Source organism: Pseudomonadales bacterium, assembly GCA_024234165.1.
Lineage (GTDB): Bacteria > Pseudomonadota > Gammaproteobacteria > Pseudomonadales > UBA5518 > UBA5518.
Window position 1 is genome coordinate 202,132 of sequence record JACKOP010000003.1, and the last position, 14,940, is coordinate 217,071.

Genomic DNA, 14,940 nt, shown 5'->3' on the forward strand with positions numbered 1-14,940 from the left:
GTGCGACCTCGTGCGTTGCTCAGGCCGAGGTGGTCCCCCGCCGCACGTTGGCTGCGTAGTTGCTGCGCTCCAGCCATTGCCGGATGCGCGTCGCGTCGCCCACCGGAGTCAGCTTGCCCTGTGCATCGAGCAAGATCATCACCAGCGGACGGTTCTCGATGCGCGCCTTCATGACCAGGCAGCGGCCGGCTTCGTTCGTGAAGCCCGTCTTGCTGAGTTCGATGTCCCAGGAGCCACCGCGTACCAGCCGGTTGGTGTTCACGAAGCCGAGCGAGTAGCGCGGCTGCGGGAAGCTCACCGTGCGTTCTGCCGTCGTGGTGTACTCGCGGATCAGTGCGTACTGGCTCGCCGCCTGCGCCATCTTCACGAGGTCGCCGGCCGAGGAGACGTTCTGGCTCGACAGCCCGGTGCTGTCCGTGAAATGCGTGTGCTGCATGCGCAGTGCCGCAGCCTTGTGGTTCATCTGGGCGATGAACGCGCCACGTCCGCCCGGGTAATGACGCCCGAGCGCCGAGGCCGCGCGGTTTTCCGAAGACATCAGTGCCAGGCGCAGCATCTCCGCGCGCGACTGCCGGGTGCCGATCTGCAGGCGGGAGTAGGTGCCCTTCAGGCGATCGATGTCGTCCTTCGAGATCGTCAGCATCTCGTCCATCGGCAGCTTCGCGTCGAGCACGACCATCGCTGTCATCAGCTTCGTGATCGATGCGATCGGTGCCCTGCGTTCGGCGTTCTTCGCGTACAGGATCTGCCCCGTGCGCGCGTCGAATACCACCGCCTTGTCGGACTCCAGGTGCAGCCGCTGCGGGTCAGGCCCGTAGGGCTGTGCCAGCGCGCACGTCGCTCCCAGCAGCGCCCAGAGCAGACCTGCGACCCGTGCGAACGATGCCTTGCTGTCGCCTGTCATGCCGCCGACCCCTTGCCAGTTCGTTATCGACATGAAGAGTAATAGACAACTTGATGATCTGCCAGCGGAAACTTCGACTTTCTGCGCGCCTGGTCGAGCGTGGGGGATTCAGTGCGGTCCGCTCAGCACGACGAGGGCGTCGTCGTCCACCCCGTCGATCAGGATACGGCGCACGCGTTCCTGCCACAGCACGCCGAATTCATGTTGCTCGCTGGCGCTCGCCGTGCCGCTGACGACTCGCCCCAGCAGTTCGCGCATGCGCGCCGGCGCTGCAATGTGCTCGGGGTGGAAGTCGGCATCGACCGCCTGACCGTCTCGCGTGCGCTCGAAGCGGATCGAGGCGGGAATCCCGGCGTCGAAGTGCAGCAGGTCGCGGCGCTCGAAGCGGCCGGCGAGTCCCTTGAACCCACCTTCGCCAGCCGCACCGGTGAGCATGCCCACCACGTTTGCGATCACGCCGGTGACGCCTTCCCCGATGCCGTCGCGCAAATGCACGCGTACGCCACCGCGCTCCGCGGGACCCGTGGGAAACAGACGCGCCAGCGCGCGCAGCGTGACCAGATACGCGCCGGCAACCGTCGGACACGAGTGTCCGGCGAGCCGCACGGCATCCACGTAGCCGTATTCGATGAATCCGCCCTCACAACTGCCGAGCAGTTCGGCGAGTGGATCGCACACCCGGATGCGGCGTACCTGGTCGAAAAATGCCGGATGGTTCATGGGCAGTCCTCCTGCAGCAGACGTTGGCGAGCGCGGACAGCATAACCCCGGGTGCCACCGGCGAGGGGTGCGCGACGGGAGCCGATCCTGCGTCATAATGGCGCCTGCTCGCATCGTTCGTCCGCACATGCGGCATACCCTCACCCACGGCAAGGAGATGACCGATGAGCGCCGACCCGTCGCTCGCAGGGCGTATCGCGTTGGTCACCGGTGCCAGCCGTGGCATCGGCCGGGCGATCGCGCAGCGCCTCGCAAGCGCCGGAGCGTTCGTGGTGGTGACGGCACGCAGCGTCGAATCCTCGCCGACGCCGGGAACGCTGCGCGAGACGGTCGCCCTGATCGAAGCCGCGGGCGGGCGCGCGCTCGCGCTGCGCTGTGACCTCGACCACGTCACGGAACGCAACGGACTGATCGAGCAGGTGGTGCAGACGGTCGGCGGTCTGGACATTCTGGTGAACAACGCCGGATTTGCGCAGTACGCGCTCGTCGAGAAGATGAACGATGCCGCGTTCGCACAACTGGCGAATCATTATTTCCAGGTGCCGTTCGCGCTGAGTCGTGCCGCGATCCCTTGTTTGCGCGCACGCGGTGCAGGCTGGATCCTGAATGTGGGTTCGGTGAGCGCGCTGCCGCCGTTGCGTCCTTTCGACGACTACGCGCGCTACGGTGGTGCGGCGGTATACGGGGCGCTGAAGGCGGCGTTGAACCGCTTCACGCAGGGGCTGGCGGCCGAGCTGCTGGCAGACAATATCGCGGTCAATGTGGTCGCCCCGAGCACGGCGATTTCCACTCCCGGCGCGGACCCGCACATCCCGTCCGACTACCCCACCGAGCCGGTCGAGTACCTGAGCGAAACCGCACTGGCGCTATGCCACCTGCCGGCCAGCGAACGTACCGGGCAGATCGCCTACAGCCTGCATTTTCCGCTGCGACATGGTCTTGTGGTGCGCACGCTGGATGGTCGTGGCACGCTGCCACCGCCGCAAATCCCGCCCTGGGCCCACCCTGACTGTCTACAGCCTTAGCGGGGATGAGGATGATGCTCGCAGCGACCGGCAACGAGTGGATCCAGCGTGAAGGCCAGCGCTTCGCACGATTGCTCGACGCCGCCGGGGTGGGACGCGACGCCGTGGTCGCGCTGCTGTTGCCGAACATTCCAGAGTTTCTTGCCTGTTACCGTGGGATTACGTGGTCAGGCCGTACCGCGGTACCGCTGAATCACAACCTGCCGGCGGACGATGCGGCGTATGTGCTGCGCAATTCGGGTGCACAGGCACTGGTCGCACACCCGCAGTACGGCGCTACCGCGCTGGAGCTCGCGCCGCTGGTCGATCCGCGCGGGAGCTTCGCAGCCGGGGCCGGCATCGCCGGCTTTCGTCCCCTCGACGAGATGGCGGCGTACAGCGACGCGCCGCTGGATGCGCCGCGTGCCGGCCACCTGATGCTCTATACCTCGGGCACCACCGGCCAGCCGAAGGGCGTCGTGATCGAGGGCGCCGGCGAGCCGCTCGCCGCACCCCCGGGACTGGTGAGCCGGCGCAGCATGGAAATGCTGCACCTGTTCCTGCACGGCGAGGCGCCGGGCACGCATCTGGTCGCCGGACCCTTGTACCACGCCGGGCCGCTCAGCTACTGCGAGGGCGCGACGCTGCTCGGCGCTCGGGTGGCGATTCTCGAGCGCTGGGACGCCGAGGAATTCCTGCGTGCAGTGGACGAACTGCGTGTGCACAGCACCTTCCTGGTACCCACGCATTTCGTGCGCCTGCTGAAGCTGCCGGATGAGGTACGCCGCCGTTACGACCTCTCGTCGCTGAAACTGGTGTTTCACGGTGCGGCTCCGGTCGCGCCAGAGATCAAGCGGCGCATGATCGAGTGGCTGGGCCCGGTGCTCTACGAGTTCTATGGCGGCAGCGAAGGCATGGGTTCGACTGCGATCGCCTCGACCGACTGGCTCGCACACCCCGGGTCGGTGGGGCGTGCGACGCCGGGCTGCGCCGTTCATATCCTCGACGACGCCGGGCGACCGTGCCCGCCCGGTGTGGAGGGCATGGTGTATTTCCGCAACGAACGCCAGCGCTTTGCGTACCGTGGCGACCCGCAGAAGACCGCCGCGGCGCATCGCGGAGAACTCTCGACGCTGGGCGATATCGGCTACCTCGACGCCGACGGCTACCTGTTTCTGTGCGACCGTCGTGCCGATCTGGTCATCTCGGGGGGCGTCAACGTCTATCCGGCGCAGATCGAAGCCGTGTTGCTCGAACACGCGCAGGTGCTCGACTGTTGCGTGGTCGGCCTACCCGACCCCGAATGGGGCGAACGCCTGCTGGCGCTGGTGATACCACGCGCCGGAGTGCTGACGGACAGTCAGTCGGTGGAGGACGCGCTGCGTGCTCATGTGCGCGAGCGCCTTGCCCGCTACCAGCAGCCGCGCGAGTATGTCTTCGTGGACAGCGTGCCGCGTACCGAAGCCGGCAAGCTGCTGCGCCGCCAGGTGCGCGAGCAATGGCGCCACCGTTTCAGTCGCGACCAATGATCAGGAGTCCGGAATACGATGCATCTTCCAGCCACATTGCTGCTTGCGGTCGATGACGGTGTCGCGACCATCACCTTCGATCGCCAGCAGTCCCGTAACGCACTCGATGTCACGATGCTCGATGCGCTGCTGCCGCTGCTCGAGCGACTCGGGCACGACGACGCTGTGCGTGCGGTCGTGCTCACCGGTGCCGGTGATCGCGCCTTCTCGGCCGGTGGCGACATCAGCGGCATCCCGACCAGCGCCCTCGACGGGCACGAGGCGCTGGCGCGTCACATCGAGCACTGGGCGCAGTCCGCGCGCGTGTTGCACACGATGCCGAAGCCCACGCTTGCGGTGCTCGACGGTGTGGCGGCCGGTGCGGGCATGGCACTCGCGCTCGCTTGCGATCTGCGCATCGGCACGCCGAACGCCCGCTTCCTGACCGCGTTCGCGCGCATCGGCATCTCGGGGGATTTCGGCGGCAGTTACTTCCTGACGCACTTGGTCGGCCCGGCCAGGGCGCGCGAGCTGTACTGGATGAGTGAAGCGGTGGACGCGGAGCGGGCGCTGGCGCTGGGGCTGCTGAACTGGCTGGTGCCGCGCGCAGAACTCGATGTGACCCGCAACCGCGTGCTCGAGCGCCTGCTGGCGCTGCCCGCGGCGACCGCGGCGCACATGAAGACGAACCTGAATCTCGCGATGCACGCCGAGCTCGCGAGCGTGCTGGCGGTGGAGGCGCGTTCGGTTGCGGAACTCGGTACCAGCGATTTCACGCGCCACGCGACGCGTGCCGTGCTCGGCAAACCGTAGGGCAGCTCCTCAACGCTCGTCGGGCACCTCGAAACGCTGCTGGTAGCGACGGAACAGCGCACGCAGTGCGGCTTCTTCGGATGTACCTACCACGCTGTGGTAGTCATGCGTGCCGAACTTGCCCTTGGGTTTGGCGGCAACGTAGGCAGCGATGCGTTGGCGCGCGTCGTGTTCCAGAGCCAGGTGGCACTGCGCATAGACGCGGGTCAGTGCCTGCATCGGATCGAGCATCAGATCGGCGTAGAGCGAACGGTGGCATTGGGCAGCGGGAATCGTGCCGTGATCCAGCCAGTCGATCAGTCGATCGAGGCGTTGCGCCAGCCGCTCGGGGAGCATCAGATCCTCGAATGCCGCCGTATCGAGCGGCTTGTCGCTGCGCATCCAGTAGAAGGTTCCGGCCAGGTTCGTCACCGAGGCCTGCGCTTTCAACGGGTCGCGGTGGGTGAGGATCACGCGCGCATCCGGGAATACCTTGAACAGGACCGGCAGGTAATTGAGGTGCGATGGCGCCTTCAGCAGCCAGTGTCGCCCGGGGCATTTCCATTGCCACAACTGCAGCATGCGGCGGTAGAACCGGTACGGGTATTCCCAGTCGGCCGTGGTGCCGAGCCAGGCCATGTACGAAGGAACCTGGAACAGGAACGGGATATGCTCGCTGACGAAGGTGCAGGCCTGCGCGATGATGCATTCGTTCGGCAGGCGGGCGTCCATCTCGTGCATCGTCGCGTACGTCGGTGTGACGCGGTTCCACTGCGTGATCAGGTGCTGGCAGCGCGCGATCCGCGGATCGTCGTGTCGCCCTTCCGTGGTCGGCGGTGGGTACGGAAACATCATTTCCCAGTGCGCCGGCGAGCGGAACTGCGGATCCTGCGCCATCAGCTCGAACAGGATCGAAGTGCCGGATCGCGACAGGCCCGCGATGAACACCGGTTGGTCGATGACTTCATCGGCTATTGCGGGATGTTCATCGAATGCCGCCTGTACGCCGAGCAGTGCCTGCAACCAGATCAGGATGTCGCTGCGCGTCATCAGCCGGCCGAAGAAGTGCAGTTGCGCCTCCTCGTCGATCGCGCGCAGCAGCACCTCGAACGGCTCGCGCCATTCGTCGCTGCCGAAGTTGCTGCAACCGGTGTTGCGCTGCGCGGTCGCGATCAGTTCCTCTGCATCGAGCGGCACCAGGTTGCGGATGCCCATCTGCTCGCCTTCGGCATTGAACTGCTGCAGCCATTCGGGCCGTACCGGCGGTGTCCAGAAAGCGGATTCGCTTGCCATTGATGACGCTCCTTGCGTGCTGCGCGGGGTGCTCAGTAACCGAAGCGTGCGGTCACGCCACGGCGCCGCTCGGCGAGCTGTTCGCGCCTTCCCGCCGCGTCGATGCGTCTGACTCCTGCCGGCAGGTGGTCGGACAGCGCCTGCAGCGGCACCTGCGTGCACTGCGGAACCGGATGTTCCGCAGACAGCATCCAGCGGAACGTGACGTAGCCGATCGAGAAGCCGGCACAATCGAGCCAGTTGGGCACCCCGGGGTCATGGTGGGCCACTACCACGATCAGTTCGCCGTCTTCCTCGATCGCGGCATAGTGCATGTTCGTGTTCGACAGCCGGTAGCGGTAATCGACCGTTTCCCACCAGCAGTTGCCGAACTCCACGCCCCAGTACACGCACTGCGGCGGGCGTACGCGAATGATCAGGGCTTCGTCTTCGGGTAGTTGCCAGAGGCACACCAGTGGGTCACCGCCCGGTGTTGCGTCGATCCTGTTCTCTTCGAGCTGCCAGTACGAGCGGAACGTATTCGGCTGGGTGCGCCATTTCTCCAGCATCCACGGCCAGTACGCGACCGAGCGCTGCAGCCAGTCGGCTGAGTCCAACAGCCCGCGGGCAAGTGCGTGCGGCGACAGCAGCGGCGCCTCCTCGTCGGGACCGCTGATGCGATCGATGCGCGCGCGCAGCGGACGTTCCTGCAGCCAGTCCGCGAAGTACTGGCGGATCGTGACCCGGAAGCAGCGCTCGGTCGTCTGCAGCCAGTTGCCCGGCCGTGGCTCGGGACCAAGGAACAGTTCGAAGCTGCCGTCGGCAGCGGTTTCGATCTGGTGCCCGAACAAGGTTCCGGCCACGCGTCCACCCCAGGGCGTGTCGCCGTCCTCCACCACGACCACCGAGAAATAGCGCGCCGTGCCGCGGTCGCCGCTGATGCGGTAGGTGTCGCTGCCGTTGATCTGTGCACCCATGTAGACACAGTCGCTGTTGTCACCGCCCTGCTTGCGTGTCGGGTCGAAATAGCGGGCGAACTCGGGCAGTCGTGGATTCGTGAACTCGTAATTGAACTGCAGCGCCAGCGAGATGTTGCGCGCGAGCTGCTGGAAGCCGGCGGCGCGATCGCGATCGTTGCCGGGCAGCACCGCGTTCAGCGGGATGCGGCCGGCTGCCTTCAGTTCGTCGCAGAAGCGTTCCCATGCCTCGGCGAGTTCTTTCATCGGAGCACCGGGCGTATCGGCTGTTGGTGACATCGGAGCTTTCTTCGGTTGGCTATCGGGCCCGGGATTGTCGGCAGTTCCCTTCGCGAGCGTCAACATGGACGTGTTCGTTGAGCGCCGCGCTCGGGGTGCGGGTTCGGGCCCGATGCAGTCACCCATGGCGACATCATGCCAGGAGTCGCGCGGACGAGTTGCCGACCCGACCCTTCCGGTATTGACAATCATTCGCATCAAGTCTTGAATTGCGCCCTCCTGCGTTGGGGCGAGTCACCGATCCCGTCTCGGCGCAATGCCCGCCACATCGATACAACCTTTCGGAGATGACTTCGTGACCTCAGGCCACCCGTTCCGTTCGCAGCAACACCTTGCCGTCGCCGTCGCCACCGCGCTGCTGTCCGCCACCGCGATGGCCCAGCCCGCGCCCACACGCGATCGGGGCGTGCCGATGCCCGAGATGGAGGTGGTCGGCAAGCGTCTGGAAGACGTGTCGAAAATGACCGGCAGCGTGGTGCTGATCGACCACAAGCAGCTCGAGATGATCCAGCCGCTGTCCACCGAGGACGTACTGCGCCGCGTCCCGGGCATCAACGTCAAGAGCGAGGAGGAGACTTCGATCGTCTCCAACGTCGGGATTCGCGGGCTGTCATCCAGCGAGACGAAGTCGCTGATCCTCGAGGACGGGGTGCCAGTGGCCCCGGGGCTGTTCGTCGGCAACACACGCTACTTCAATCCGCGCATCCAGCGCGTCGAGAGCATCGAGGTGCTGAAGGGTTCGGCATCGTTGCGCTACGGGCCGTCCACGATCGGCGGTGTGATCAACTATCGCACCAAGACACCCGACGACGGTGTGCTGGTGTCGGTGCGCACGGGTTCGTTCAGTACGCATGAAGCAAGCGTCGAGGCGGGTGGCCGCACCCGTTCGGAAGACGCCTTTGCCGGCATCGTCGCCACCTATGCGAAGAGCGACGGCTTCATGCACAAGGACTACGAGATGTCCGACCTGATGGCGAAGGCCGGTGTTCGCTTCAACGACGAGCACGCGCTGGGATTGAAGTTTTCGTATTACGAGAACGACGCGAACATTTCCTATCGCGGCCTGCTGCTCGGGGATTACCGGGCCGGACGCAGCTACAACCCGGCCCCTGACGACTACTTTCTCACCGATCGCAGCGCCTTCGACCTCAATCACGAGTGGACGCTCGGCGAGCGCGCGACGCTGAAGACCCTGGTGTACTGGAGCGATATGACCCGTGATTACTGGCGCTACAGCGTCGATGCGGGAGCGTCGAATGCGGCCGGTCGCTGGGTGTATACGAATACGCTGACTGGCAACAACCGCAGTTTCGAGCGCTACGGTGTCGAGACGCGTCTGATGCTCGATCACACCCTGTTCGGCGTCGAGAACCAGGCGGAATTCGGACTGCGCTTCATGAAGGAAGAATCCGATGATCGCCGCGTGCGCGCCACCCGTGCGGCGGATCGCACCGGCGTGACCGACCAGCATATCGTCGATTCCGCCGACAGCCTCGCCGGCTATGTGCAGAACCGCTTCGTGATCAGCGACCGCCTTGCCGTCACGCCGGGCCTGCGCATCGAATCCTACGAGCAGGATCGGCGTGTGCTGAGCAGCAACGGTGCGTCGGCCACCACGAGCAACATCGAGGTGCTGCCCGGCGTGGGGGCCACCTTCGAGCTGAGCGACTCCGCACAGCTCTACGGCGGTGTCTACAAGGCCTTCTCACCGGCGTCGAACGGTGTGGCCCTCGACGGCCTGACTGACCAGAACCTCGACGGTGAGCGTTCGCTGAATTACGAGGCCGGTGTGCGTGGTGCCCGCGGTGCACTGAACTATGAAATGGCCGCGTTCTACATGGATTTCGACAACCAGGTGGTAACCGGCAACAGCAACCCGCTGCTGTCGCAGTCGAACGCCGGCAAGACCCGTCACCGGGGCATGGAGGTGGTGCTCGGCTACGAGCTCGGTGCAGGCTTCAGCATCGACGCCAATGCGACCTGGGTGCCCGACTCGGAATTCCGTAGCGGCGAGAACCGTGGCAACCGCATTCCGTATTCGCCGAAGCGCATGGCAAACCTGGCACTGAACTACGGTCGTGACGCGCTGAGCGCAGCGCTCAGCGTGCACTACAACGGTTCGCAGTTCGGTGATCCGAGCAATCGACGCGACCTGCCCGCCACCGCGGACAGCCGCATCTGGGGCGGCGAGATCCCCTCGTACACGGTGGTCGATCTGAGCGCCCAGTACGAATTCAGCGAGCGGTTCACGCTGTTCGGTGCGGTCAAGAACCTCGGCGACAAGCGCTACATCACCGGCTTGCGCCAGGGTATCTACGTGGGACCGGAACGCTCGTTCGAGGCGGGTGTGCGCTTCAGGTTGTAAGGAAAGCCGGTGCGGTCACAGCAACGCTGGCAACCGCACCGGTCAGGTCAGGGGCTCAGTACGTGAAGATGACTTCGGCGCCGTAGCTCGGCGGTGGAGCCCACGACGTCGCCGCGAACGAGTAGCCTGCCGGCTGATAGCCCACCGCGACGGCACCCGGGCCGCCTTGTCCGATCATCGAATTCTTGTATTCGCGGTTGGCGATGTTGTGGCCCCACACGGCAAGCTGCAGGGTGCGGTCGTCCGGCAGATCCAGATCCAGCGTGATACGCGCATCCATCACGCCGTAGGCATCCTGGCGGTAGTTCTCGCGCCCCGGCACTCCCGATCCTGCCGGAGCCGAGATGTAGTTCTCCGACTGATGGTGGTAGTTCAGGTTGAGCGATACATCGCCGTTGGCCAGATGCCAGAACGTGTAGTCCATCGACACGAACACGGTATCACGCGGAGCGTAAGGCACCACGAACACGTCCTTGATGTTCGCGCCGAGGGTGTAAGGGGACGCCGGATTCACTGCCGGATCGAAGATGGTGCCCGGAATCACGTCCACCGTGTCGAATTTCGGGTCCAGATAGGCATAGTTGATGTTGAACATCAGGTCGCTGGTCGGCAGCCAGGTTACCTCGAGTTCTGCACCGGTCACGTTTGCCTTGCCGGCGTTGTAGCCCATGGTCAGCGAGGCGTCGGTGGCGTCGGCAACGAAGACGAGCTGCATGTCCTCGAACTTGCTGTAGAACACGGCTGCGTTGACGCGCAGGCTGCGGTCGAGCCAGTCGGATTTCAGGCCCAGCTCGTAAGTGGTCACGTCCTCGGCACCGTAGGTCGAGTTGAACAGGCCAGGAGGCGCGCCCTCGGACGAGCCGCCTGCCTTGTAGCCGGTCGAGACCTTGGCATAGCTGTTGATCGTATCGGTCCAGCTGTAGTTGGCCGTGACTGCGGGATTGAAGCGCGAAGAGGATTGCTTGTTGCTCGCGATGTCGTACAGCGAATAACCCGGGATAGCCAGACGAGCCCGGTTGGGCCGGTAACTGTGCTTGACCGCGCTCAGGGCCAGTTCCGGTATCGGCGAGCCGGTGGGAGGAACGACGTCGACGATCAGGTTGCGGCTCGCGCTGCGCTTGTCCTTGGTAAAGCGGGCGCCGAGCGTGAGGTCGAGCTTGTCGTCGAGGATGGGCGGAGTCCACGTGACCTGGGCGTAGGCGGCGTGGGATTTGGATTCTGCATCGGTGTCGCGATCCTTGACCGAATTGATCCAGACGTTGGGTACGCCCGTGAGATCCATCACCCAGATCTGCTGATGGTTGGACTGTTCCTTGAAGTAGAACAGACCGGCCACGTAGTTGATCGAGTCGCCCACATTACCGATGAACTGGAATTCCTGTGCAAACTGATGGTTGTCGATGCCATCCCACGAATGCCCGGGTACCCCGAAGGCCTCGGCGTAATCCTGGTAGGCGTCGAACTCGATCTGCCGGTAGCTGGTGAGCGACTTGATCGTCAGGTGCTCGCTCGCTTCCCAGGTCAGTGTCAGGCCGTGTCCCTCGAAATCCAGCGTGCTGCGTGGCAGGTCGATCGGACGGTAGGTGTGGCCCGTCGGGTCGTTTCCGTAGATGTAGCCCGGGATCATCGCGAATCCATAGGCGTAATAGGGATTGGTGGGCCTGGTTGACGCGTAATAGATGGGCGTCGAGTCCTGCGAGCCGACGTCGAGTGCGTAGTCGACGTCGAGGTGCTCGGCCGGGCTCCAGTGCAGCGCGACTCGACCGGCGATCTCGTCGGTTTCACCGTAATCGTGCGAGTTGCCGAGGTTCTTGACGTAACCGTCCTCCTTTTTCGACAGGATCGAGACCTTGCTCGATACATCGCCGACCTCCGGCAGATCGATCACGGACAGGCTGCGCACGAAATCGCGGCTGCCCATCGACAGGCTCTGCTTGAAGCCGAATTCGCCGCCTGGCTTGCGGGTGACCAGGTTGATGGCACCCCCGGTGGTGTTGCGTCCGTACAGGGTGCCTTGCGGCCCGCGCAGTACCTCGACGCGCTCGGTGTCGGCGATATCGAACAGTGCACCCTGCGGGCGTGCGACATAATGCCCATCGACGTACAGGCCGACCGAGCCGTCGGCGGTGACCTGCATCGGGTCGGAAACGCCCTGCCCGCGCATGTACAGGATCAGCATGTTCGACGAGGGGTACGCCGTCTCGGACAGGCTGGGGACCGTCTTGACGATATCGGTGAAGTTGTAGATCCCCTGCTTCTCGATGGTCGCGCTCGACAGGGTCGTGATCGCGATCGGCACTTCCTGCTGGCTTTCGACGCGCTTCTGCGCCGTGACCACCACTTCCTCGATCTGCCCCTGGGCCAGAGCCGAGGCGGTGATCAGGGTCGACGCACCCAGTGCGATCGCCCGGGACAGGTGGCGGGTGCGCGGAAGGTGCCGAATACGGTTACTGAGCATGGTGATGTCTCCGTTGAATGGGTGCATTGAACAGGTCCCGTCGCCGTTGCCAAACGAGCGACATGGCAACGGTTGCCCTGGATGTCATGTGACAGTCTGGTTTGTTATGGGTTGAAGGTTGGCACGCGCGAGTTCCTGTCCCGGAAGAGTGAACCCGAACAATCTGTGCACTGCGCATGTCATTTGCCGCCGGTGATTGCAATGCCGGCCGCCTCGTTTTCCGGTGGCCGGGTTCGCGTGGTCTGGTGTTCAGTACGAGAAGATCAGGTCCATCCCGTAGGTTGCAGGCTCGGACCATGCCACTGCCGCAAACGTGTAGCCAAATCCGGAGTAAGGCGTCGCCACCGCTCCTCCGCCCAGTCCGATCATGTGCGTGCGATATTCCTTTTCGGTGATGTTGCGTCCCCATACAGCCACCTGCAGGCGGTGGTCCTGTGGCAACTTGAAGTCGGCGGCTAGGCGCGCGTTCAGTATGCCGTGGGACTCCTGGCGGTAGTTTTCGCGCCCCGGAACCTTTTTCCCTGCCGGTGCCGTCAGGTAGTTGTCGGACTGGTAATGATAGTTCAGGTTCAGCGACAGTTCCGCCTGTTCGAAGCGCCAGAACGTATAGTCCACCGAGGCGTGGTAGCTGTTGCGCGGTGCGTAAGGCATCACGAACAGATCCTTGATATCTTCCCCTATCGAATAGGGCGACAGCCTGTTCACCGCCGGATCGAAGATGGTGCCGGCGCGTACCTTGACCTCGTCGAATCGGGGGTCGAGCCACGTGTAATCGAGCTTCAACTGCAGGTCGGTGATCGGCAGCCAGGTCAGTTCGAGTTCGGCCCCCTTCATGATCGCCTTGCCGGCGTTGTAGGCCTGGATGATGGACGTGTCGATGGGGTCTGCGACGAACGCCAGTTGCATGTCGTCGAACTGGCTGTAGAACGCTGCCGCGTTGAGCCTCAGGCTGTTGTCGAGCCAATCCGACTTCAGGCCAAACTCCCAGGTCGTTACGTCTTCAGGCTTGAACGTCTGGTCGAAGCGCCCAGGTCCAGCGCCTTCAGAGGAGCCGCCCGCCTTGTAACCGGTTGTGACCTTGGCATAACTGTTGACGGTATCGCTCCAGTCGTAGCTGACGATGAAGGCTGGATTGAACCGCGAGAAGGACTGGCTGTTGCCAAGTCCTGATTCCGCTATCACGGGCGCGCCATGGAGTGGGTCCGCGCGGTTGTACAGTACGAAGTCGCGACGGGCCTTGCGTCGGTCCTTGGTCAAGCGCCCGCCGAAGGTAAGGTCGAGACGGTTGTCCAGTACGGGGGGGGTCCACGTCAACTGCCCGTAGGCGGCGTGCGAGGTCGTCTCCGAGGTGACGAAGCGATCACTCCAGGTCCAGGTTCCTCGCGCGATTCGACGCAGGTCGCCTCCCCGATACTGGAAGTGATTGGAGTTTTCGTGGAAATAGTAGAGACCGGCGACGTAGTCGATCGAATCGCCCACGTTGCCGATGAACTGGAACTCCTGCGAAAACTCGTGGCTGTTGATCTTGTCGATCGAGTATGAGGTGACGGTGAAGGCTTCCGCCTTCTCGGAAGGCGCGTTGAAACCGAGGTCACGGTAACCAGTCAGCGACTTGATGGTCAGGTTGTCGGCAGCCTGCCAGGTCAGGGTCAGGCCATGGCCCTTGAAGTGAGTCTTGGTGACCGGGAGGTCGAGCGGGCGGTAGGTGTGACCCGCGGGGCGATTGCCAAGCTTGTATCCCGGATAAATGAATGCCATGGCTGGCAGGGTTGCCTGGTAGTAAATCGGTGTCGAATCCTGCGAGCCGACGTCATACGCGTAATCCACGTCGAAGGTATCGCAGTTGCACGGACTCCAGTGCAGTGCCACCCGCCCGGCAATTTCGTCGGTTTCACCACCGAAATCGTGCCTGCTGCCGATATCCTCCATCAGGCCGGTCCGGTAGTTGCGCTTCCTCCAGAAGTCGGGACCGGGGATGTTCGGCTGGCCACCGAGGTTTTTGACAAAACCATCCTGGGTCTTGCGCAGGACCGTTACCTTGCTCGATACGCCGTACACCTGCGGCAGATCGATCGTGGTCAGGCTGCGCACGAGGTCACGGCTGCCGATGGAGAGGTTCTGTTTGAAGCCAAATTCGCCGCTTGGCTTGCGGGTGATCAGGTTGATGGCGCCACCGGTGGTGTTGCGGCCGTAGAGGGTGCCCTGCGGTCCGCGCAGCACCTCGATGCGCTCGGTATCGGCCAGGTCGAACAAGGCCCCCTGCGGTCGCGCAATGTAGTGACCGTCGAGGTACAGGCCGACCGAGCCGTCGGCGGTGATCTGCATCGGGTCGGAAACACCCTGGCCGCGCATATAGAGGATCAGGATGTTTGCCGACGGATACGGCGTCTGCATCAGGCTGGGTACCGAACCGACGATATCGTCGAAGTCGAAGATCCCCTCGGTTTCCAGTTGCGCCGTGCTCAGCGTCGTGATCGCAATGGGTACTTCCTGCACGTTCTCGACCCGCTTCTGCGCCGTTACCACGATCTCCTCGATCTTGCCTTGGGCGAGCACCGGAGCAGCCAGCGCTGTCGCTGCGCCTATCGCGATTGCACGGCGCAGCAGGGTGGGCCGGGATACGGGTGCATTCCTGTTGTTTGGCATGGGGCCTCCTCGTTC

Annotated in this window: 10 protein-coding genes; 4 read left to right on the forward strand and 6 right to left on the reverse strand. The window is 64.1% G+C overall.

What is annotated here, in order from left to right:
* Positions 1-19 precede the first annotated feature (19 nt).
* Positions 20-904: a D-alanyl-D-alanine endopeptidase gene (gene pbpG, locus H7A12_10275; protein MCP5321196.1), complete on the reverse strand. Its 885-nt coding sequence runs from the start codon at positions 902-904 to the stop codon at positions 20-22.
* 108 nt (positions 905-1,012) lie between these two features.
* Positions 1,013-1,624 (reverse strand): hypothetical protein, encoded by a 612-nt coding sequence (locus H7A12_10280; GenBank protein ID MCP5321197.1) that lies wholly within the window; start codon positions 1,622-1,624, stop codon positions 1,013-1,015.
* Positions 1,625-1,788: 164 nt separating this feature from the next.
* Here H7A12_10280 and H7A12_10285 point away from each other — a divergent pair, with 164 nt between their 5' ends.
* From H7A12_10285 to H7A12_10295, 3 genes are read left to right on the forward strand one after another with little or no spacing between them, the layout of a single operon-like run.
* On the forward strand, positions 1,789-2,649 hold the full coding sequence (locus tag H7A12_10285) for an SDR family NAD(P)-dependent oxidoreductase (protein ID MCP5321198.1): 861 nt from the start codon (positions 1,789-1,791) through the stop codon (positions 2,647-2,649).
* 14 nt (positions 2,650-2,663) lie between these two features.
* Positions 2,664-4,157, forward strand: coding sequence for an AMP-binding protein (locus H7A12_10290; GenBank protein MCP5321199.1), 1,494 nt, complete (start codon positions 2,664-2,666; stop codon positions 4,155-4,157).
* 18 nt (positions 4,158-4,175) lie between these two features.
* Positions 4,176-4,949, forward strand: a complete 774-nt coding sequence (locus tag H7A12_10295) for an enoyl-CoA hydratase/isomerase family protein (GenBank protein ID MCP5321200.1) — start codon at positions 4,176-4,178, stop codon at positions 4,947-4,949.
* Between the two features lie 9 nt (positions 4,950-4,958).
* Here H7A12_10295 and H7A12_10300 read toward each other — a convergent pair whose 3' ends face one another.
* On the reverse strand, positions 4,959-6,221 hold the full coding sequence (locus tag H7A12_10300) for a sulfotransferase (protein ID MCP5321201.1): 1,263 nt from the start codon (positions 6,219-6,221) through the stop codon (positions 4,959-4,961).
* A 32-nt stretch (positions 6,222-6,253) separates the two neighbouring features.
* Positions 6,254-7,423, reverse strand: coding sequence for a DUF1214 domain-containing protein (locus H7A12_10305; protein ID MCP5321202.1), 1,170 nt, complete (start codon positions 7,421-7,423; stop codon positions 6,254-6,256).
* A gap of 289 nt (positions 7,424-7,712) precedes the next feature.
* Between H7A12_10305 and H7A12_10310 the strand changes: the two genes are divergently transcribed.
* Positions 7,713-9,821, forward strand: coding sequence for a TonB-dependent siderophore receptor (locus tag H7A12_10310; protein MCP5321203.1), 2,109 nt, complete (start codon positions 7,713-7,715; stop codon positions 9,819-9,821).
* Between the two features lie 55 nt (positions 9,822-9,876).
* Here H7A12_10310 and H7A12_10315 read toward each other — a convergent pair whose 3' ends face one another.
* Positions 9,877-12,279 carry a TonB-dependent receptor gene (locus tag H7A12_10315; GenBank protein ID MCP5321204.1) on the reverse strand — a complete coding sequence of 801 codons (2,403 nt, stop codon included), beginning with the start codon at positions 12,277-12,279 and terminating at the stop codon, positions 9,877-9,879.
* 249 nt (positions 12,280-12,528) lie between these two features.
* Positions 12,529-14,925: a TonB-dependent receptor gene (locus H7A12_10320; GenBank protein ID MCP5321205.1), complete on the reverse strand. Its 2,397-nt coding sequence runs from the start codon at positions 14,923-14,925 to the stop codon at positions 12,529-12,531.
* Positions 14,926-14,940 lie beyond the last annotated feature (15 nt).

Coding starts and splice junctions, on each gene's coding strand:
- pbpG (MCP5321196.1), bottom strand. CDS start 904: ATGACAGGCGACAGCAAGGCATCGTTCGCACGGGTCGCAGGTCTGCTC.
- H7A12_10280 (MCP5321197.1), bottom strand. CDS start 1,624: ATGAACCATCCGGCATTTTTCGACCAGGTACGCCGCATCCGGGTGTGC.
- H7A12_10285 (MCP5321198.1), top strand. CDS start 1,789: ATGAGCGCCGACCCGTCGCTCGCAGGGCGTATCGCGTTGGTCACCGGT.
- H7A12_10290 (MCP5321199.1), top strand. CDS start 2,664: ATGCTCGCAGCGACCGGCAACGAGTGGATCCAGCGTGAAGGCCAGCGC.
- H7A12_10295 (MCP5321200.1), top strand. CDS start 4,176: ATGCATCTTCCAGCCACATTGCTGCTTGCGGTCGATGACGGTGTCGCG.
- H7A12_10300 (MCP5321201.1), bottom strand. CDS start 6,221: ATGGCAAGCGAATCCGCTTTCTGGACACCGCCGGTACGGCCCGAATGG.
- H7A12_10305 (MCP5321202.1), bottom strand. CDS start 7,423: ATGAAAGAACTCGCCGAGGCATGGGAACGCTTCTGCGACGAACTGAAG.
- H7A12_10310 (MCP5321203.1), top strand. CDS start 7,713: ATGCCCGCCACATCGATACAACCTTTCGGAGATGACTTCGTGACCTCA.
- H7A12_10315 (MCP5321204.1), bottom strand. CDS start 12,279: ATGCTCAGTAACCGTATTCGGCACCTTCCGCGCACCCGCCACCTGTCC.
- H7A12_10320 (MCP5321205.1), bottom strand. CDS start 14,925: ATGCCAAACAACAGGAATGCACCCGTATCCCGGCCCACCCTGCTGCGC.